Genomic DNA, 19,212 nt, shown 5'->3' on the forward strand with positions numbered 1-19,212 from the left:
AATTATTTAGTTAAGATGGCGGATTAAAATTTTTAAAAGGCTCTGCATTATTAGTTCTATTTTTGTAGGATAGAATGATTTCCATCATGAAGACCAAAACTAAAGAAATGCCAAATAACGGCATTATACAACCTAATACCAACATGAGAATAATAAATCCAATCGATAGCTTGCTTGTTGGGTTCGGCGGAGCAGACAAAGTACTTTTCTTTTTACGAGCCAACCATGTTTTGAACCCCCAGAAAATAACAAGCAGGAACGTAACACAAACCAGGAGATTGATAATTTTATTGAGCCATCCGAATAAATGCCCTTCATGTAAAGGAATTCCCCAGGTGAACAATTTTCCTAGTATCCCATAATCTTCATAACCAACCTTTGAAATCATTTTGCCGCTATATGCATCAAAATATGCGGTTACTTCATCATTAGGGCTAACGTCTAATCCTGTCACTCCTGAATTACTTCCTTTAGAGACAATGAATACACCATGTTCGTCTTTAGGATAAATGATGGAGTACGGCTTGGAAATATTGGCCTGATTAATTTCGTTCATTAATTGCTGGAGGTTTATCATTCCGTTTCGTACAGACATAATATTCTGATGTGCCACGCCGTTATGTTCTTCATGAGATCCACCGGTTGATGCCGGTAGTTCATTTTTACGAGTGGCCCAAGGAATTTCTTTCATATCCGATGTCGGCGGATTTTGTTTTAATACTGGAAATCCGATAGACGGATGCTTTTGCGCTGTGGAGTATAGGATATCGCCCATAAAGGCTGACCATGGCAACCCGGTAAAAATAAGGATTATCAATGGTATGGAAATGATTATACCGATTCTCGCATGCCATTTCAGATTTGTTTGCCGTTTGGTTAGATTCGGCTCCTTCTTCAACACCCTTCCTTTGAATGTCATGTACATTCCGGAGAGCAACAGGAAGATTGTCCAGCATGCAGCCAATTCAACAAGATAGTTGACAACAGTTCCCCCAACAAAGAGAGAACTATGAATGTCCCTCATTACATTAGAAAACGTATATTTGGGATTCTGACTGCCCACTATTTGATAATTGGAGTCTAAAAATACATATTTTTGTTCTCCAGCTCCATTGATCATTGTTAAACGCGTATTATATGGATCATCTAAAACAATAACTTTTGAAACAGAAAAATCTTGATAGGTTTGCTTGGCTTTCTCAATACCTTGATCTAACGTTATTTGTTCCGTTTGGCTGCTTTTGTTAAAAAATTCATTCTTGTACAAGAGATTTTCAACATTTGGATAAAACAAATACCCGATACCGCTTAACGTTAGTGTAATGAGAAGCGGTGTAATAAATAACGCTGCATAAAAATGCCATCGCCAAAAACGATTATAATTATTTTTCTCCATCTTTTTTCCCAATCCTTATCTATTATTTTTATTCGCTTTCTCTCGTGCAGCAGCTCCTTTCCATACAAATTCCAATTTTAATTTTACGCGTTATGGTCATAATTCCTATCACCCGATAGGGCTATTAGGGTAAACATCGTGTGAAGAAATTGAGAACAACTTTTGATTGCTCTCGCACTAACACATAGCAAAAAAGACCGGCACAGGTCCGGTCTCTTTCCATTAAGATAATGCCGCTTGATCTATACAAGAAATCAATCTTTTTTCTACATCCTCCGCGATGGTTTGGAGGACACCGTTATCTACCATTCCAATTAAAGCTGTTGGTTTGGGCAGACCGATTTTTGTTTTTCCTTGTTCCTCGTAAACGGCTATTTTACATGGCAGGAAATACCCCACAACGGCATTCTCACTAAGCACACGTTTGGCTTCTACCGGATTACATACCTATAGGATGTGATAGCGTTGCTCAAGCTCTACTCCTTTCTCCCTTAACTTCTCCTGCATATCCAGATGCCATAGTACACCGAACTTTTCTTCCTTCAGATGCCGTTCTAATTTCTCTATAGTTTGCGCAGTTGTTTGATCGGTATCGATCGTATAATGAAACATGTCTTGTATTCCCTTTCAACTTTATTTTATTTACAATCAAGCTTTTCTCGTTTTATAATAATTCATAGTATATAAATCGGAATTTGGAGGTATAATTCATCCCCGCACTAGAAGGTTATGTAGAACATTACACTACAGCGACTAAATAAGTATTTGCAATTATTCTATACTTATGTAAAAAAAAATCATTAGCTCTCACGTTGGAGCTAATGATTTTTTGCTTCATTTCGATAGTTTCCCGTTCCAAGCCATGATGCCGCCCCGCAGCTTGAATTCCGATAATGGAATATTGACCGCTCCGGGAATATCCCCCCGCTTTACTTCATTCGGTTCCCGCACATCGATCAGGACATTATTGCTGTTTTCTTGCAGGGCCTCCCGGAATTGCTCCGTACTTAAATTCCTAAGTCCTTTGACTCCGGCGAACCGGGAATAAATAAACCAAACCAGGAGCGCGATGACTGCAATTCGAATCATCAGATTGACATCCACTGGAGTAGCCTCCTTTCTTGGGCTTATCTGCTTTTCACCAGCAATTCGATAGCCTGATGAACGACTTTACCCGTATCTCTTCCGGCTTCCTTTTCTTCCATAATACATTGCTCCAGATTGACGGCAACGATGTAGGCGATGGCTTTATCCGCAGCATTCCTAACCGCTGACAGTTGGGCCACAACATCTTTGCATGGCTGCTCTTCTTCCATCATCTTCAGTACGCCGCGAATTTGTCCTTCAACCCGCTTTAATCTCTTTTGAACATCCTCATCATAATGCATGGAATAACCGCCCTTCTTTAATACCGGAATAGGTATATAATTGCAAAACAGCATCATAAAACAATGCCACGCAGGCTTCGTTAAATAAACAAATTGACTTTGGCGTCTGCAGCGTCACCCAAGTAGGCGGCAACGCCTGCGTACTCAATACCGTCCAGAAGCTCTTCTTTTTGCAGCCCAAGCAGGTCCATCGTCATGGTACAGGCAACTAATTTAACCCCTTGCTCCTGGGCCAGTTCGATTAATTGCGGCAGCGTCAAAGCGTTGTGCTTTTTCAAAACGCGCTTAATCATTTTGGGGCCAAAACCTCCGAAGTTCATCCTGGAGAGACCAAGCTTATCCGCTCCGCGCGGCATCATTTTCGCAAACATTCTCTCCAGCCAGCCTTTCTTCACGAATACCGATTCATCCTTACGCAGCGCATTCAATCCCCAGAAGGTGAAGAAAATGGTTACCTCATGATCGTAAGCCGCTGCCCCATTAGCAATAATGAACGCAGCTATCGCTTTATCCAATTCCCCACTGAATAAGACTATTGTCGATTTCTCTTGATTCACTTATCATCACCTCATTACTTATACATGTATGGGTATGTTGAAATCCAAAAAAATTTAATCAGGAGCCCTTCTTCACGATTAAGGTAAAGACGCCGTTGTCTTCTCTTGCTTCTACCAGCTCATGATTGGTTTGGTTGACCCATGCCTGGAAATCCTTCATGGAGCCTTTATCCGTCGTTTGCAGCTCCATAGTTTGTCCGGGTTCCAATGTATCGATTCCCTTCTTCGCCTTTACAATCGGCATCGGGCATGCCAGTCCTTTTGCGTCTACAGTCAAGTTTGCCATGTGGATATCTCTCCTTAATTTTCAGCTAATGTCTCTTCAATTTTTAGAAATTCAAGCTCACTTGCGCATCAAAGGCAAAATCCAGGAATGTCGCTGCACCGCCCAACTCGATTCCGTCAATAAAATGCTCCGGCTTCAGTCCCATAACATCGATCGTCATTTGGCACCCGATGAGACGTACTCCGGATTCCTTTGCAATTTCCATGAGCTCACCGATGGATGGGACATTGGCATTCTTGAAGCCTTCCGCTAATCCTTCGTTGCCGGGCTTCAGTTGAAGCAGCTGCTCCGACTGCTTGTGAATGATAGAAAGCCCTTCAAAGGTGAAAAAGATGGCTACCTCGGCATCAAGTGCCGCCGCTGCTGTGGCTATGTTCAGAACCTTATAGGCTGTCTCCAGACCGCCAGAAGATGCAATAAGAGCTACTTTTTTATTTGTCATGATATACACAGTCTCCTTTTGTAAATCTTGTTTTTTAATCTTGCTCTAGTTCGTGTGTCCACTCCGACATGCCGGGAATAACATTTTTGGTATGAGAAAAACCTTTTTCCGTTAGGATCTGGCAGGCCATATCGCTTCGGTTTCCGGTTCGGCACACTACGTAGTATTCCATATTTGGATCCAGCAACGACATCTGCTCTTCAAGCTGGCCCAATGGAATCGAAATCGCCCCCGGGATGCGACCAAACGCATACTCTGCAGGTTCCCGAACATCGATGATATTCAACTTTTCTCCGGCTGCCGTTTTGGCGTAAATCTCTTCATTCGTTGCCGTATGCGGGTGCTTATTCTCGGCTTTCGTTTCAGCTGCTTCCGCTTTGCGAATAAAGTGGCGGAACACCCCATTCTCTTCCTTCAAGCCAATATATTGATGCCCGGTACGGCTGGACCAGCCCTTAAGATCTGCGACGGAACCTTTATCTGTTGCGCGGACTTCCAATACTTCGCCTGCTTTCATATCATCGATGGCTTTCTTGGTTCTAACAACGGGTAGAGGACAAGCTAGTCCTTCACATTCTATAGTGCGATCTACTTGCAATGTTGACATGATAAACCCTCCCTATTGATTAAATGCTTAAGCCCCGTATACGGTATCTCCGGTCCACTTCGACATGCCACCTAGCATGTTGACGACGTTAAAGCCCATCGAAGAAAGGAAATCGCAGGCCTGACCGCTTCGGTTACCGCTGCGGCAGACGATGATGGTTTCCTGCTTCGGATCTAATTCATTCAACGCTCTTGCGATTTGTCCGAGCGGGATGTGCTTGGCAACCGGAATGTGTCCGAATTGCCATTCCTCAGGCTCACGAACATCTAGGATGACGAGCTTCTCATTCTGCTTCTGCCTCTCAAGAACCTCTTCCGGCATTTGCTCCTTGTACATATGCTTCACCTCCTTGATCGAATCGGATCATCCCGGATTATTCGTCATGAACTGCGCAGCGATTGGGACCAATCTCCATTTCCCTTTGCTCCTCTTCGGTTGGAGTGATTTTCCCCATGTTGGTTTGGCGAATTTCTTGATAAGCATTCGGCTGTGGCGGCAAATTTTCGGTAACCGTACTGCGGAATACGGAAGCGTCTTGAATGTTTAATCCCGGATTTTCCTTATATAGATCACCAAGACGTGCTGATACCTTGCCACCCTCACCTAGTTCTGTAAACTTGCCGAAATGCGCTGGAAGCACGATCAGATCTTCCGAGAGCCGTTTATAACGCTCATACAGAGTTGCTCTTAGATCCGATACCCAGTCCTCCGCCTTGCCAGCCAGATCGGGACGGCCGATAGATTTCACGAATAAAATATCGCCCGACAGCAAATACTGATCGTCCACAATTAAAGATGTGCTCCCAATGGTATGACCTGGAGAATAAACCGGTTGAATCTTGATTTGCGTATTGCCTACAACGATGGATTTGCCTTCCTCCAGCTTTTCATAATCGAAACTCACTTCGTCAGCATCTTTTGGCGGCAGCCAGTAGGTTCCACCGGTTTGTTCAGCTAATTGTCTTCCTCCGGAAATGTGATCGGCATGAAGATGAGTGTCCAATGTATGTTTGATCTTCGCATTATTTGTTTGGGCATAATCTATAAAAACATCGGTCATCCTAACTGCGTCAATAACAGCGGCTTCACCGTTCGAAATCACCATATAGGACAAGCAGCCTTTGCCGATGCGGACAAACTGAACAATTTCTCCGCCGTCCTTCAGATCGCCTATCTTAACGGGCTCCAAATGGTCGCTCCAAGATTTCATACCGCCAATTAAATAGGAAACATGATGCTTCCCTGCTTCGACCAGTTGCTCTGCAACGAATTTCGAAGAGCCTTCTTTGGCGCATACAACCAACACTTCTTGATTGTCTGGGATCAGATCCGGGACCTCTTCTACTCCGTCAATCAAATCAAAATACGGTTTGTTGATGATCCTTACCTGTTTCCCTTCGATTCTCCAATCGTTAAAGTCACTTTCGTTTCGTACATCCAAGATAAAAAGCCGCTCATGATTCAGGACTTTTGCCGTCAGCTGTGCCGCAGTCATTCCTTGAAGTTGAATTTGATTCGTCATTTTTGATTTCCCCCTTAGAGTAATATAGAGATCCATATTTTGATTACTGTTGCGGTGATCAACCCTGCCAGAATCCATTGGAGAATTTTCGTATTGAGTTTTTTGCTGACAATTGCTCCTAAAGGCGAGGCGATTAAACTGGCTGCTACTAGGGCAATTGACGGAATCAGCAGCATATGCCCGCCCATCAGCTTCCCTGCCATCGAGCCGATAGAAGAAATGAAAGAAATAGCCAACGATGATGCAATTGCCATTCTTGTCGGTATCCTCAGAACCACTAGCATGACCGGTACGGTGATAAAAGCCCCAGCGGCGCCGACAATCCCAGATACCATGCCAATGATAATGGCAAGAATTACAGCCACGGGCTTATTAAATGCTACCTGGCTGGCCTCCTGACCTTCCGATCCTTTCTTGGGCAAAAACATCATGATAGCCGCTATGAGTGCCAGCACCGCGTATACCATATTGATGACTGAGCTTGGTAGTAAATTGGATATGAAACTTCCCAAGAAACTTCCGACAATGATGGAAATTCCCATATAGATAACAAGCAGCTTGTGAAGGTGCCCACCCTTGCGGTGAACCAACATACCCATCATGCTTGCAAAAAATACTTGAACCGCACTAATCGCTGAGACTTCTTGAGGTGAAAAAGCTGCAAAGCCAAGAAGCGGCGGAATAAACAATAGCATCGGATAGTTAATGATCGAACCGCCGATCCCAACCATCCCTGAGATATAAGAGCCCAGGAAGCCGATTGCGAAAATGGTTAGGATCCATGTCCAATCCATAAAGGCACCCGCCTTTCTGCATTTCTAGTAATTTTTATCATGCTTTATTCTCTTTGCCATATACCCAGTGGGGTATATAATTTAGCAAAAAAAATGATTTGAAGTACTGTACTGGAACATGGACCGACATCTACTTAGACAATGATACTATGTCTGACGATGTCGACGAACATCACGTAGTTGTTTTACAGCTTATCGGTACCTCCTTTTGATTATATACATATACCCGTTGGGGTATGTGAGTAATATAAACCTTTTTGTTCTTTTCGTCAAGCTTGAACTGACCTCCATAACCTTCGTTGCCTCAGTCTTCCTTTTCAAATATCCTCTTTTTATCAGAATTGGCTAGTGCTACCCAGAGAAAAATAAGATTACTGGCTCATGTACGTTTCGCGATCCCCTCTATTGGCATTAACTTATATCAACGTTTCAAGACAAATACCCTGAAACGGATGTCAAACCTCAGTAAGGAGGATCATGCGTGCCGCTTAAAAAGTTTGTTACTCCTCTCGCCATTCCGCCGGTCTTACAACCTAAATCCCGTAGTTCGAAGGGCAACTATTATGAAGTAAGAATGAAGCAGGTAAAGCAGAAGCTGCATAGAGATCTTCCCCCAACTACCGTATGGGGATATAACGGAAGTTATCCAGGACCGACCATCATCGCTCGAAAAAATAAACGTGTCCGGGTAAAATGGATCAACGCTCTGCCGCTTAAGCATCTGCTGCCGGTAGACAAAACGGTTCCAGGGGCCGGACCTAACGTTCCGGAGGTTCGTACGGTTGTTCATCTTCATGGTACCGTAGCTCGCCAAGGAAGTGACGGAAATCCGTTAGCCTGGTTCAGCCGTTCCTTTAAACGAGTCGGTCCATTGTTCAAACAAAAGGTGTATGATTATCCGAACCAGCAATCTGCGACCACTTTGTTTTATCATGACCATGCGCTTGGAATTACCCGTTTGAATGTTTATGCCGGTTTGGCTGGTGCTTATCTGCTTCGTGATGCCCGCGAAGCGTCTTTCCGTTTGCCCAGAGGAAAGTTCGAAATTCCGCTGCTCATTCAGGACAGGTCGTTTAAGAATAATGGGCAGCTTTTTTATCCGAGCAATACTTCCCCGCCGGTAAAAGGAGTAAATCCTTCGATCGTGCCGATGTTCTTCGGGAATACGAATCTGGTTAATGGGACGGTATGGCCGTACCTGAATGTGGAGCCGAGGAAATACCGGTTCCGTATCATAAACGGTGCCAATGGACGTTTTTACAAAATGAAACTGAGCTCCGGGCAGTCGTTTATTCAAATCGGGAACGACCAAGGATTCCTGCCTAAACCGGTTCGGGTAAAAGAACTGATTCTTGGTCCTGCCGAGCGGGCGGATGTGATCATAGACTTTTCACGGCATAAAGGACAAAAAATCTTACTTACCAACAGTGCACGGGCCCCGTTTCCAGGGGGAACAATGCCCGATCCGAATACAACGGGAAAAATTATGCAGTTTCGGGTAGGCCATCGTCTCACTTCTCCGGATAAAAGCCGAATACCTGCCAAACTGAGAGCCATCCCCCGCTTATCGCCCGCCAAAGCGCGCCGGGTACGGTATCTTGAGCTCAATTCATCCCCCGATCAATTTGGGAGACAGGTTCAGCTGTTAAATGGCAAGGGCTTCATGGCGCCGGCTACGCAGCGGCCTAAGCTGGGTTCCATTGAGGTATGGAACTTCGTTAACTCGGGAACTAACACGCATCGTATGCACACGCATCTGGTTCACTTCCAAATTCTCAGCCGTAGACCGTTCGATGTAAATTACTATAACAAGATGAAAAAAATACGCTACACTGGTCCTGCAGTTCCTCCAGCAGCTAATGAACGGGGGAATAAAGATGTTGTTCGGGTACCCCCGGGATTTGTTACAAAAATGATCGCAAAGTTCGTACCATATACAGGCAACTACGTTTGGCATTGTCATATTCTAGAGCACGAAGACTACGATATGATGCGGCCGTTAAAAGTTGTTCGCGGTAAAAGACTTCCACGCAAAAAATGACTATACTAAATAGTTCAGGCCCGGACGGGTTAATTCCGTCCGGGCCACATGCTGACCGGAAGCCGCCAAAGGCGATTATTGTTGAGAGGCGTTGATTCCCTAGATCATGGCTAAGAAATCGTCTCCCTTTTATGAACGGACATCGGATGATTTCATGAAGATTTCTATGAGACTGGTAAAACTGTCCCCAGCATGACCCTTCTCTACCCCTCGTTTGAAAATATCCAGAACCGCAGATGGCAAAGCAATATCGATGCCGGCATCCTCTGTTGTATGAACGACGTGCTCGACGCTCGCAACCCCCATAGCCAGTCGGTCCACATCGCCAGGATGCTTACCGGCGTCAAGTCGCGGTGTGTAGAACTTAACAAATGTTGGCAATGATGACAGCGTTGCTGAAGCATAGGGCAGGAACTGCTCCGCCGTTATGCCGTTCGCACTCGCCACTGCAAATGCGTGCAGGTAGCCCAGCATGGACGTCCAGAATATATCCATCTGGAGCTGATAATACAGCATGGCTAGTCCGGGATCCTCGCCTCGATAGTCAGTGCCGGTAAGGACTTCAAGATCCTTCTGGTGAGCCTCGAACACCTCTTTTGGACCGCTGTAGTACGTGTAAGAGTCCGGCTTACCGATACCGGAAGGCGGAACCTGTACTCCCCCGGTAATCATGCTGGCCCCACGGTCGGTTAACCAATTTGCTGCCTTACGGACTTTTTGCGGAGTATCTGAACTCAGGTTGACAAGAACCTTGCTGGTCAAATATTCCGAAGCCGGTTCGAGGATTGCATGCATCACATCGTAATCCGTAAGGCTGAGGATCGCCAGATCATTTGCGTCCAGCGCCTCTTTGATGGTGAATGCTTTGACGGCTCCCCTCAATACAAGCTCGTCCGCTTTGCTGGTGGTTCGATTCCATACGGTTACCTTATAACCGCGCTCCAGATAAACACCTGCCATCGCCTGGCCCATCGGACCCAGGCCGATGATAGTCACCGATTTGCTTTTCCCTGCTGCATGTGCATTGCTATTCAATGTAAAAAACCCCTTTCATGATAACCTCAAGGACATCATAAAGGATTACACTAGTGTCAAAGTCAACACAAAAAACAAAACGGCCCAGGAGCATTTCATTATCTCCGGGGCGTGTCTGCGTCAGAGGGTGTTTGTTTCCTCTTCGTTATATCGATTTGTCTCTCCAATAATCTTCTCAGGGTATGAAGCGCTTCGATCTGATGATTTACATTCCCAAGCTTCTGTTCATACGTCGCCAGCATTTCCTCGCAAAATTCATATTCGTCGGGATCCGCCGTCTCGCCTTTGAACAAAGTTCCGATTTCATCGGTCGTTAGTCCGAGCTTCAAGTATAGTTGAATCGCTCTGACTCTTTCTACGGCAGATTCGCCGAAATCCCTATAATCATTCTCCATTCTAACGGCGTTCAGAAGGCCTTTGTTGTCATAATGCCTGATCGACCGTATACTTACGCGGGTCAATCGCGACAGCTCGCTTATTTTCATCCCGCTTGAACCTCCTTCTATGTTCGTTATAGGATAAGAAGACGCTTGTCGGAAATGGCATTATCTTAATTGGCTTCCCCAATTATATGTAGATAGGTCTAATGGGCATTTTTTTTGACACCGGGCAGTTGGATACCTCGCCAGATACTTACATCGCATTGTCCGTACTCGTTATCCCCCACAGCCTCCACTGTGCCGTCCGACTTAAGGCGAACGGTATGACGACGACCCGCCGCTATGGTATCTTTAGGCCAAGTTTCACCTTTAACACCGCTTCATTCGGTGAATTGTAATCCATCGTTTACCTGCTTGTAAACGTTACTCGCTTGATAATCCCCTATCCTTAGAGCATCTCTATCAGTCCCTATACGGGATTTCACAACGCGGCTACCGATGCATATCGGCAACCGCGTTGTTTTTGGAACTTAGCTTCATTGAATAAGCGTATGCGAAAGTCTCTTGTGCCGGGCTGTTTTATTGATTTTCACCCATATCCTTCGTCTTTTGCGTGCCGAGAGTGGATAATCGATACAGACCCAGAACCACGGGGTTAGCCTGTACCAACCCTTCACGTATAAGGTCTTTTAGTGAATGATTTACGTCGGATAGATCCGCAGCTTCCGTAAGTTGACCTGCAATCTGTGCCGGTGTCTGCCATTCCGTGGTTAATGTTAATAAAATGGATTGTTGCAGTGGAGTCAAGCTCAATTTTTTTCACCTCTACTTACATTTTATTCACTTATCATTATAAGGGATCTTTAATGATCATGCGAAACTGAAGCTGTATAGTTCCGATTGATGACTGAATTACCTGCCGGAAAGCTGTTACCCGCGTATGTACGATCTTATTTACATCTTTTGAGGTAGCTAATTCGAACAATCGAATCGTATTGGTAAATTGATTTTTTTCCAACATCGGCCATTGATTTTGACCCAATCCGAACGATTCCCGGAAATAGGCTGCTGTATGAAATAAGACGTCGCAATTCGCCAATACCGCTGCAAATGCATCTACATTCGTGATATCGCCGATGACGAACTAGATGTCCTCTAATCCCCCAATTGGATTTAGGAGTTTGAATAGCTCACCTTTTATTTATGTTGATTCCATTCTATTTCCAGCCAATCATTATTGACTCATACATCTCTAACACCTTACATATTTTCGTTTGAAGCCAAGCTGCCCTTTATCTACGGCTTTTTGAATCGTAACGGAAGCGTTCAATAACTTGCTTTTTGCAGAACCTGTATGAACTTCTACCGATCCTACTTCCTTTGCGATCGCGACCGCCTTGTCATGGAGCGGAAGGTAGGATACTGCCACCGTGTAAATAAAATTGTTCATCGCGTACTTCGTACGATCCGGGGCATCATGAATCGTATGTTTAACAAGTTCCAGCAAATCAGCAATTTTCTTTTCGGAAAATTCGCTATCCGGACGATTCCCGAGCAGCCAGCAGTAGCAGCTCCAACCCGCTGACATTTTGAGCTCTATATCGCTTGCAATCCATTTATCCGAAACTTGTTGAGCTATTTCCGTTTCTGCCAAAGTGACAGCAACTACATAATCCGATAGCATATAAAAATAAGCTTTATCAATCCACCGTTCAAAATCATCCTCTGACATGGCTGCAGGATCTGCAATCATCCCGGCAAAATACATAGCATCGTAATTCCCTGTAGCGTAGAGCTGCTCTGCCAATGGCTGATTTCGTTTTATTTTCCTGAAAAGGGGCTTCATTTCACCTGTGGCTACACCAAAAAGGGGTTCGTGCGCGCCGTTGGACTGGTATATTTTCTTGGTACGCTCCTTACCGAGAGCCTCAAGCTCTTGCATGACCATTTCTAGATTCATGGTTCGCACTTCCTTTATATAGATAGTCGTTAGTGCTTTAGCCGTCTTATCATTGAATATATCATAAATCGGCCATAATCCAATGAAATCAGGACCACGGCCTTGCCGGCATAAAAGAAAAGAACCGCCAAAAGCTTGGCGATTCTTCATTGTTATTACATATCTGTAACTGCACCTGTAGATGCTGAGGAAACTAGTCTTGCATACTTTGCCAGTACGCCCGAATTTGTTTTGAGCGGAGGCTGTACCCATGATTGAGCCCGGGCAGCAAGCTCCTCTTCCGACACTTGAAACCTAATCTGCTGAGTTTCACTGTCGATGGTGATGATGTCCCCATTCCTCAGCAATGCAATTGGTCCGCCAACCTGCGCTTCAGGTGATACATGACCGACTACGAAGCCATGGGAACCACCCGAGAACCTGCCATCCGTAATAAGGGCAACCTCCCCGCCAAGACCCTTGCCTACAATCAGTGCAGTAACAGATAGCATCTCCGGCATACCTGGCCCGCCCTTGGGACCGCAATAGCGAATAACTAGGACATCCCCTTTATGGATTTCATTTCTCAAAATGGCTTCCGTTGCTTCCTCCTCACTGTCATACACCTTTGCCGGTCCGACAAACTGCTGCTTCTTCATACCGGACATTTTGGCAACGGCGCCTTCAGGAGCGAGGTTGCCTCTAAGAACAACCAATGGTCCGCTAGGCTTCAGCGGTTTATCCAACTGGCGAATAATCTCCTGATCATTTCGAAGTGGAGCTGCCTTGGATAGATTCTCTGCCAAGGTCTTGCCTGTGACCGTGAGGCAATCACCGTGAAGAAGACCCTCGGCGAGTAAGAACTTCATTACACCCGGAATGCCGCCAATTTCGTTCAAATCCTGCATAACATATCGGCCGCTTGGCTTCAGATCTGCCAAATGGGGAACACGGAGGCGGATTCGCTCAAAATCATCCAATGATAAATCGACACCTACCGAATGTGCAATGGCGAGCAAATGCAGGATAGCATTTGTTGAACCTCCCAAAGCCATAACGACCGTAATCGCATTTTCAAATGCTTTTTTTGTCATAATGTCTTTGGGGTAGATCTCCTGCTCAAGCAGCGATATGACTTGTTTACCAGCCTCAACACATTCTGCCGCTTTATCAGGCGAAATAGCTGGCGTAGAAGAGGAGCCCGGAAGGCTCATGCCCATTGCTTCTGCAGCAGCGGCCATGGTATTGGCGGTGTACATGCCGCCGCAAGAGCCTGGACCCGGACAAGCGCTACATTCTACCTTATGGAGCTGTTCATCCGTCATTCTTCCATCATGATATTGTCCGACCGCTTCGAAAGCCGTGACGATATCAACTTTTTTACCGTCGAGATTGCCCGGTTGGATCGTTCCTCCATATACGTAAACGGAAGGAATATTTAACCGTCCAATTGCCATCAAACAGGCGGGCGTGTTCTTGTCGCATCCACCGATCGCCACAAGACCGTCAAACCGCTCAGCTCCGGTTACAATCTCAATAGAATCCGCGATTGCTTCCCTGCTTGGCAGCGAGAACAGCATGCCTCCATGGCCCATTGAAATACCATCTGAGACTGTGATCGTATTAAAAATCAGCGGAGCACCACCATGGTTACGCACCCCAAGCTTAGCTTGAACAGCCAATTCATTAATATGCATATTGCATGGAGTTACCTCACTCCAGGTGCTGGCTACGCCAATCATCGGCTTTTTGAAGTCCTCATCTTTAAAACCAACGGCACGCAGCATTGCTCTGTTCGGTGCCCGGTTCACACCCTCGCTGATTACCTTACTGCGAATACGAAGATCCTTTCCGCTCGCCATTATTCCACTCCCCTGTCTATTAAAGTAATTCGTGCAGCTCCTGCATCGGACGGATGAAGTTTTGCTTCATCATTGCCTGAGCGCGATCGCTATCTTTCTGCTCAAAAGCTGAAATAATCGATGCATGCTCATCGACTGAAGCTTGTGTCGCCGTAACCGGCTGCTTTAAGAACACGTATTTAAAGCGCCGGATATGAATCTGAAGCGACGCGCTGAATGATGCGATATAAGGATTGTCCGAGAGCTCCACGATAAGGTTATGGAACTGTTCATCCGTCTCCATGGCCTGGTAAGCTTGACCGCTATTAATGGCACTAGCAAAATCGTGATTAATCGATCGAAGCTGCTCAGTTTGCTCTGGTGCAATAATCTTAGCGGTAATTTCAGCTGCTAAAGCCTGAAGAACTGCCATCGTTGAATACATCTTGAAGATGTCATCCTTCTCAATTTCCGTCACTTTTGTTTCTTTTCCAGGATGCGTCGAAACGAGCCCTTGCACTTCGAGCAGCTGAAATGCTTCCCGAATCGGTGTACGGCTTACTCCAAGCGACTCCGCTAATTCGGCGTCAATAAGTTTTTCCCCTGGTTGGAGTGTACCATCGATAATCCATCGTTGAATTTGGGAAAAGGCTCTTTCTTTTGCGGACATCCGCGCAGGCGAAACGAAATTTTTGGGTACTGGCAATTTTATCATCCTTACTTTTTTGATCTTATATGCAATATATCGCATACATATGTGAAATGCAATAGGTTATTTTTAATCTTTATTTGTATCCCAATAATGAATTCATCATTTCCTAGTTGAAATCAATTTAGGATCTTATTACGTTACACTGCCACCTACAAAAAAAATGGACGCTCCTACGCTTTAGCATAGGCTTCGTCCATACTCTCATTTGCATTTATCTAGATCTAGTCAGAAATGTTACTTCCTTACTTCTTTTTCTTGGGAGATAACTGAACTGTGTTGGCTGGAAATGCATGTACCGTTAGATCATTGATATAATATTCTATGTTTGTATATCCTTGTCCCAAGTAGTCTCCCCTCGATTCCAGAGTACCATCAGGCGCATAAGCGCTGTTCGGATTAAGACCTCTCGCCTTCTCCCAGTCGTCAGGCATACCGTCTGCATCTGTATCCGTCGGCGCGCCGGTCAACACTGCATCAGGATAGGTGTACTCAACTCCAGTCTCAATATGATATTTATCGAGCTGAGCTTTTTGTTCATCCGTAGCTTCCGAATAAGGTCTAGCACCTGTAAGCGATCCTTTACCTGTCCTTGTTTCTTGAACAACCTGCTTGTCAATTTCCGTCCTTTGATTCGCACTTACCGCTGCACCGGCGTAATGCAGCACATGATTGTAGGAATCCTCCGCACTTTCCGCGTAGACGGCTGTAGATACATTGACCCCGTTTACGAGCATTTCGAAAGGTACATCCGAACGGGTATTTTCTTCTGTTTTTCCAGAGCCATATTTAATTCCAGTCCAGTTATCCGAGGTAAACGTGCTGTATTCTGTATTGTCCTTATTAAGGAAACGATTCCCCTTTAAATAAATAGAAAAGTTTTCGGGACTTGTTCCGCTATCACCGACACTTATATAATTGAAGCCCCCTTTGGTTGAAACACCCATTTTTAATGTATTATTTACATAATTTTCATGACCAAGAGTTCCATAAGCCGTTTCATATCCCCAATTATAAATGACGTTATTGGTAAAATCGATTGGATTGGTTCCCACCACTTTCCCTCGGAAATTGCGAGATACGTTATGCACAATCAGATTATGATGCCATGAAGCGTTAGCTCTGCCAAGCATAACCCCAAACCCGTGAATTCCCTTGGAATGGTAGGAGAATGAATTCGATGGACCAATAATGGAGTACTGTACCGTGTAGTTATCATTTTTTGAATAAAGCCCCCATTGCTCATCATTCGCCCAGCCTATGGAAACATGGTCGACGATGGAGTTGCTTCCGTTTGAACCTCCGAATGCATCATAATCCTTCGCAACACCTCTTTCACCGGGCCTTGAACTGATAAACCGAAGGATAATATTATCGCCGCCAAGACCGATTTTGTAGTTTTTCAATGTAATTCCTGCGCCGCCCGGGGCGGTCTGGCCTGCTACGGTCACGTTGGATTTGACAACGACATCGCTTTGTAATTCAATGGTTCCTCCAACTTTAAATAGAACGATTCTATTAGGCGTGCCAACCGCATCTCTGAATGAACCAGGGCCACTATCATTCAGATTAGTAACATACACTACATCGCCTCCTCTTCCGCCTGTTGCAAACTTCCCTCCGCCTTCAGCTCCGGGAAAGGCAATGACATTTGGGGGAGCAGCTGCCGCCGCACCATTGACATGGTTTCCAGTCGTGCAAAATAACGATAATGTAACCGATAGGCAAACTGAAATTCCGCATAGCTTTTTCATTTTTGACTTATTCAATTTGAGCATAAATGTAACCTCCTATTATAGTCTAGCTGTGAGTCTCAGTAATGAAATAGACAACCATGATTGAGCTTGGCGCGTCCAATGATTCGACTTCCCCCCCTTGCTCTGTAAATTTGATGCCGCAAGCCGTCGGCCTGCCGGTATAGACCTCGCCACTACCAGTAAGCGCTTACAGTTCTTCATTATACCTATTATTTCAAAATCCTTATGGGGGTCACACATCATAGTTGTAGGGTAGTTACCTTTTTTTTGCTTAACAAAAAGCTGCTGACACAGAGAATCCCATAGAAAGTGTTATGTTAGTGCCAGTAATTCGCCGGGTCGAATCCGGAACTCAAATAACCCTCACCTTGTTCCCAAGAAGAGGGCTGCTCTCACACCATTGGATTCTCTTTTTTTCTTAGTTCTTAGATTGCATTTCCTTAATGATTTCTAGAAACTGATGGACATCCTCGGATGGCTGCAGAGGATATAGCAAACCATAGGGTATAGTGAAATCCAAATCGCTAGGAAGGGTCACCAAGGACGGATGAATATCTTTCCATGCATCCAATGTAAGCATGATTGTATTACTTTCTACGCAGCGGTTGAATACGTCAAGATCATATAGGCGCGGAATATATTTAATTTTGATTTTAGGATGGTTCCTGATCAAAAAATCGCGAATTGTTTCAATTGCGGCGCATTTTCCGCCATTCACCACAACCAGCTTCTCCCCATATAAATCTTTGACAGACAATGTTTTTTGGGAAGCCAGCCGATGGTTGCGAGAGACTGCAAAGCAAAAGCGGTAACTGCCTAGTTCTAGCACGCGGAAATAATCCTTCCAGTTTTCTGTAAGGGTTGGCCCTACGATGAAATCAAAGTTTTGACCAAGGGTACGATACGTAGTTGGGAGTGTATAAGCATCATCCTCAAAATGGACGATGTTGATCTTGAACTGCGGATATTGATCGCTGATTTCATTCCATAGATCCAGCAAAACCTTGCATGGATTAAGCATAGAGGTCCCAACGCGAATAACCTGAATTGTCTGTGCGGCATGACGTGTACGCAGCAGGGCTTCTTGAAAATACTGCAGCATAAATGCCGCATCCTTGCTAAACGATTTTCCGGCCTCAGTGAGTCCAACACCATGATTCGTGCGAGTCAAAAGAGGAACTCCTACTTGCTTCTCCAGCAAATTCATTTGCTTCATCACTGCGGTTGGAGAAACAAATAGCTTCTCAGCCGCCTTGGAAAAGCTCCCAGACTCCGCCACCTGAATAAACGTATTCAACTGTTCATTCATTATTAAGCCTTCTCTCCGTATAAACTAATAGTTAATACCATGCTAACCTATTTGAACTTCCGTATCAAGCACTCCAACTGTAACATTAGAGAGGAACTCAGAGAAAATGGAAGGAGCAACAGCAATGTATAAAAGAAAATTGAGAGATTTGGAAGTGTCCGCAATCGGCTATGGCTGCATGGGGTTATCTATGGGATATGGTGCCGTACCGGAGCGCCGTGATGCGATTCGCATGATTAACGAGGCTTATGAATTAGGCTGTACTTTTTTCGACACGGCGGAGATCTACGGTATGGGGTCCAATGAGGAGCTGGTGGGTGAAGCGCTGAGGCCGATCCGGGATCAAGTTGTGATTGCTACCAAGATTATGTATGAAAAAAGCGACGAAGCGAGCTCGACCGAAAAGATGCTGCAGCAAATTAGAGGGCGCGTGGATGCTTCTCTGAAGAGGCTTGGAACCGATCGTATCGATCTCTACTATCAACACAGGGTGAATAAGAACATACCGGTGGAAGAAATTGCATACTGTATGGGCGAGCTGATTAAAGAAGGAAAAATACTGGGCTGGGGGCAGTCGCAGGCCACAGAAGATGAAATCCGGCGCGCACATGCAGTAACTCCATTGACTGCGATTCAGAGCGAGTATTCAATCATGGAGCGGATGTTTGAACGGGATGTGATCCCCACATGTGAAGAGCTGGGAATTGGCTTCGTACCTTTCTCCCCGCTTGCCAGCGGATTTTTGTCCGGGAAAATCCAAGCAGATACGGAGTTTGTTGGAGTTGACGCAAGAAGGGTGATCACCCGCTTCAGCAAGGAGAATAGGTTAGCCAATCAGCCGCTGCTGGATTTATTAACCCGATTTGCAGCATTAAAGAATGCCACCCCGGCACAAATTTCTCTGGCATGGATGCTGCATAAAAAAGATTTTATTGTTCCCATCCCCGGTTCACGAAATTTTGAGAGAATTCAGGAAAATCTGGGGGCGGCTGATGTCGAGCTAACGGATGATGAATATAATCAAATTGAGAATGAACTTGCTAAAATCGAGATCCACGGCAACAGAACGGATGAAGATATTGCTAAGCTGCGGGATCTCTTGTGAATATAATTGCCACGAAAAGAAAGCGTTGCATGTCAACGGGTAATGATGACTAACGATTGACATAGCAGCACGCCCAACGCAAAGCCGCCGACCATATCGGCGGC

The 19,212-nt window shown here is 45.2% G+C and carries 21 protein-coding genes and 1 pseudogene; 2 read left to right on the forward strand and 20 right to left on the reverse strand.

Features of this window, described 5'->3' with window-relative positions:
• Positions 1–10: 10 nt before the first annotated feature.
• The 11 genes and pseudogenes from ABEA66_RS15700 to ABEA66_RS15750 form a co-directional block, all read right to left on the reverse strand.
• Entirely contained in the window at positions 11–1,396 is a 1,386-nt protein-coding gene (locus ABEA66_RS15700) for a PepSY-associated TM helix domain-containing protein (RefSeq protein WP_345588700.1), read from the reverse strand.
• Between the two features lie 222 nt (positions 1,397–1,618).
• A pseudogene (locus ABEA66_RS15705) lies at positions 1,619–2,008 on the reverse strand (DUF302 domain-containing protein).
• A gap of 222 nt (positions 2,009–2,230) precedes the next feature.
• The gene (locus ABEA66_RS15710) at positions 2,231–2,500 is read right to left on the reverse strand and encodes a rhodanese-like domain-containing protein (protein WP_345588702.1); all 270 of its coding nucleotides are present in this window, start codon (positions 2,498–2,500) and stop codon (positions 2,231–2,233) included.
• 23 nt (positions 2,501–2,523) lie between these two features.
• Positions 2,524–2,784, reverse strand: coding sequence for a metal-sensitive transcriptional regulator (locus ABEA66_RS15715; protein ID WP_079913352.1), 261 nt, complete (start codon positions 2,782–2,784; stop codon positions 2,524–2,526).
• An 80-nt stretch (positions 2,785–2,864) separates the two neighbouring features.
• On the reverse strand, positions 2,865–3,341 hold the full coding sequence (locus tag ABEA66_RS15720; protein ID WP_345588705.1) for a DsrE/DsrF/DrsH-like family protein: 477 nt from the start codon (positions 3,339–3,341) through the stop codon (positions 2,865–2,867).
• A gap of 58 nt (positions 3,342–3,399) precedes the next feature.
• Complete coding sequence (locus ABEA66_RS15725; protein WP_192704704.1) at positions 3,400–3,627, reverse strand: sulfurtransferase TusA family protein; 228 nt, start codon at positions 3,625–3,627, stop codon at positions 3,400–3,402.
• A gap of 43 nt (positions 3,628–3,670) precedes the next feature.
• The gene (locus ABEA66_RS15730) at positions 3,671–4,069 is read right to left on the reverse strand and encodes a DsrE/DsrF/DrsH-like family protein (protein WP_079913156.1); all 399 of its coding nucleotides are present in this window, start codon (positions 4,067–4,069) and stop codon (positions 3,671–3,673) included.
• Positions 4,070–4,103: 34 nt separating this feature from the next.
• On the reverse strand, positions 4,104–4,676 hold the full coding sequence (locus ABEA66_RS15735; RefSeq protein WP_345588709.1) for a sulfurtransferase TusA family protein: 573 nt from the start codon (positions 4,674–4,676) through the stop codon (positions 4,104–4,106).
• A 27-nt stretch (positions 4,677–4,703) separates the two neighbouring features.
• Positions 4,704–5,012 (reverse strand): rhodanese-like domain-containing protein, encoded by a 309-nt coding sequence (locus ABEA66_RS15740; protein WP_345588710.1) that lies wholly within the window; start codon positions 5,010–5,012, stop codon positions 4,704–4,706.
• Between the two features lie 37 nt (positions 5,013–5,049).
• Entirely contained in the window at positions 5,050–6,198 is a 1,149-nt protein-coding gene (locus ABEA66_RS15745) for an MBL fold metallo-hydrolase (protein ID WP_345588712.1), read from the reverse strand.
• A 14-nt stretch (positions 6,199–6,212) separates the two neighbouring features.
• A complete protein-coding gene (locus tag ABEA66_RS15750) occupies positions 6,213–6,992 on the reverse strand; it encodes a sulfite exporter TauE/SafE family protein (RefSeq protein ID WP_345588714.1) in 780 nt (259 codons plus the stop codon).
• Positions 6,993–7,473: 481 nt separating this feature from the next.
• Here ABEA66_RS15750 and ABEA66_RS15755 point away from each other — a divergent pair, with 481 nt between their 5' ends.
• Complete coding sequence (locus ABEA66_RS15755; protein ID WP_345588716.1) at positions 7,474–9,033, forward strand: multicopper oxidase family protein; 1,560 nt, start codon at positions 7,474–7,476, stop codon at positions 9,031–9,033.
• A gap of 129 nt (positions 9,034–9,162) precedes the next feature.
• On the opposite strand, the gene ABEA66_RS15760 is transcribed toward ABEA66_RS15755, so the two are convergent.
• From ABEA66_RS15760 to ABEA66_RS15800, 9 genes are all read right to left on the reverse strand, one after another.
• Positions 9,163–10,068, reverse strand: coding sequence for an NAD(P)-dependent oxidoreductase (locus ABEA66_RS15760; RefSeq protein ID WP_345588717.1), 906 nt, complete (start codon positions 10,066–10,068; stop codon positions 9,163–9,165).
• A gap of 98 nt (positions 10,069–10,166) precedes the next feature.
• A complete protein-coding gene (locus ABEA66_RS15765; RefSeq protein ID WP_345588719.1) occupies positions 10,167–10,553 on the reverse strand; it encodes a MerR family transcriptional regulator in 387 nt (128 codons plus the stop codon).
• 98 nt (positions 10,554–10,651) lie between these two features.
• On the reverse strand, positions 10,652–10,792 hold the full coding sequence (locus tag ABEA66_RS36350) for a hypothetical protein (RefSeq protein ID WP_377739482.1): 141 nt from the start codon (positions 10,790–10,792) through the stop codon (positions 10,652–10,654).
• A gap of 235 nt (positions 10,793–11,027) precedes the next feature.
• Positions 11,028–11,261 (reverse strand): hypothetical protein, encoded by a 234-nt coding sequence (locus ABEA66_RS15775; protein WP_192704697.1) that lies wholly within the window; start codon positions 11,259–11,261, stop codon positions 11,028–11,030.
• 439 nt (positions 11,262–11,700) lie between these two features.
• The gene (locus tag ABEA66_RS15780; protein WP_345589311.1) at positions 11,701–12,408 is read right to left on the reverse strand and encodes a DNA alkylation repair protein; all 708 of its coding nucleotides are present in this window, start codon (positions 12,406–12,408) and stop codon (positions 11,701–11,703) included.
• 155 nt (positions 12,409–12,563) lie between these two features.
• On the reverse strand, positions 12,564–14,249 hold the full coding sequence (ilvD, locus tag ABEA66_RS15785) for a dihydroxy-acid dehydratase (protein ID WP_345588724.1): 1,686 nt from the start codon (positions 14,247–14,249) through the stop codon (positions 12,564–12,566).
• A 19-nt stretch (positions 14,250–14,268) separates the two neighbouring features.
• Positions 14,269–14,934, reverse strand: a complete 666-nt coding sequence (locus tag ABEA66_RS15790; RefSeq protein ID WP_345588726.1) for a GntR family transcriptional regulator — start codon at positions 14,932–14,934, stop codon at positions 14,269–14,271.
• Positions 14,935–15,182: 248 nt separating this feature from the next.
• Complete coding sequence (locus tag ABEA66_RS15795; protein WP_345588728.1) at positions 15,183–16,715, reverse strand: dockerin; 1,533 nt, start codon at positions 16,713–16,715, stop codon at positions 15,183–15,185.
• A 397-nt stretch (positions 16,716–17,112) separates the two neighbouring features.
• The gene (locus tag ABEA66_RS15800) at positions 17,113–18,003 is read right to left on the reverse strand and encodes a LysR family transcriptional regulator (RefSeq protein WP_345588730.1); all 891 of its coding nucleotides are present in this window, start codon (positions 18,001–18,003) and stop codon (positions 17,113–17,115) included.
• Positions 18,004–18,109: 106 nt separating this feature from the next.
• Here ABEA66_RS15800 and ABEA66_RS15805 point away from each other — a divergent pair, with 106 nt between their 5' ends.
• Positions 18,110–19,108, forward strand: a complete 999-nt coding sequence (locus tag ABEA66_RS15805; protein WP_345588732.1) for an aldo/keto reductase — start codon at positions 18,110–18,112, stop codon at positions 19,106–19,108.
• The last annotated feature ends 104 nt before the right edge of the window (positions 19,109–19,212 follow it).

Source organism: Paenibacillus vulneris (assembly GCF_039543185.1).
Taxonomy (GTDB): Bacteria; Bacillota; Bacilli; order Paenibacillales; family NBRC-103111; genus Paenibacillus_S; species Paenibacillus_S vulneris.

Excerpts from the sequence above, each read along its gene's own strand:
- ABEA66_RS15700 (WP_345588700.1), bottom strand. The coding sequence starts at position 1,396 with ATGGAGAAAAATAATTATAATCGTTTTTGGCGATGGCATTTTTATGCA.
- ABEA66_RS15715 (WP_079913352.1), bottom strand. The coding sequence starts at position 2,784 with ATGCATTATGATGAGGATGTTCAAAAGAGATTAAAGCGGGTTGAAGGA.
- ABEA66_RS15725 (WP_192704704.1), bottom strand. The coding sequence starts at position 3,627 with ATGGCAAACTTGACTGTAGACGCAAAAGGACTGGCATGCCCGATGCCG.
- ABEA66_RS15730 (WP_079913156.1), bottom strand. The coding sequence starts at position 4,069 with ATGACAAATAAAAAAGTAGCTCTTATTGCATCTTCTGGCGGTCTGGAG.
- ABEA66_RS15735 (WP_345588709.1), bottom strand. The coding sequence starts at position 4,676 with ATGTCAACATTGCAAGTAGATCGCACTATAGAATGTGAAGGACTAGCT.
- ABEA66_RS15740 (WP_345588710.1), bottom strand. The coding sequence starts at position 5,012 with ATGTACAAGGAGCAAATGCCGGAAGAGGTTCTTGAGAGGCAGAAGCAG.
- ABEA66_RS15745 (WP_345588712.1), bottom strand. The coding sequence starts at position 6,198 with ATGACGAATCAAATTCAACTTCAAGGAATGACTGCGGCACAGCTGACG.
- ABEA66_RS15750 (WP_345588714.1), bottom strand. The coding sequence starts at position 6,992 with ATGGATTGGACATGGATCCTAACCATTTTCGCAATCGGCTTCCTGGGC.
- ABEA66_RS15765 (WP_345588719.1), bottom strand. The coding sequence starts at position 10,553 with ATGAAAATAAGCGAGCTGTCGCGATTGACCCGCGTAAGTATACGGTCG.
- ABEA66_RS15780 (WP_345589311.1), bottom strand. The coding sequence starts at position 12,408 with ATGAATCTAGAAATGGTCATGCAAGAGCTTGAGGCTCTCGGTAAGGAG.
- ilvD (WP_345588724.1), bottom strand. The coding sequence starts at position 14,249 with ATGGCGAGCGGAAAGGATCTTCGTATTCGCAGTAAGGTAATCAGCGAG.
- ABEA66_RS15795 (WP_345588728.1), bottom strand. The coding sequence starts at position 16,715 with ATGCTCAAATTGAATAAGTCAAAAATGAAAAAGCTATGCGGAATTTCA.
- ABEA66_RS15800 (WP_345588730.1), bottom strand. The coding sequence starts at position 18,003 with ATGAATGAACAGTTGAATACGTTTATTCAGGTGGCGGAGTCTGGGAGC.
- ABEA66_RS15805 (WP_345588732.1), top strand. The coding sequence starts at position 18,110 with ATGGAAGGAGCAACAGCAATGTATAAAAGAAAATTGAGAGATTTGGAA.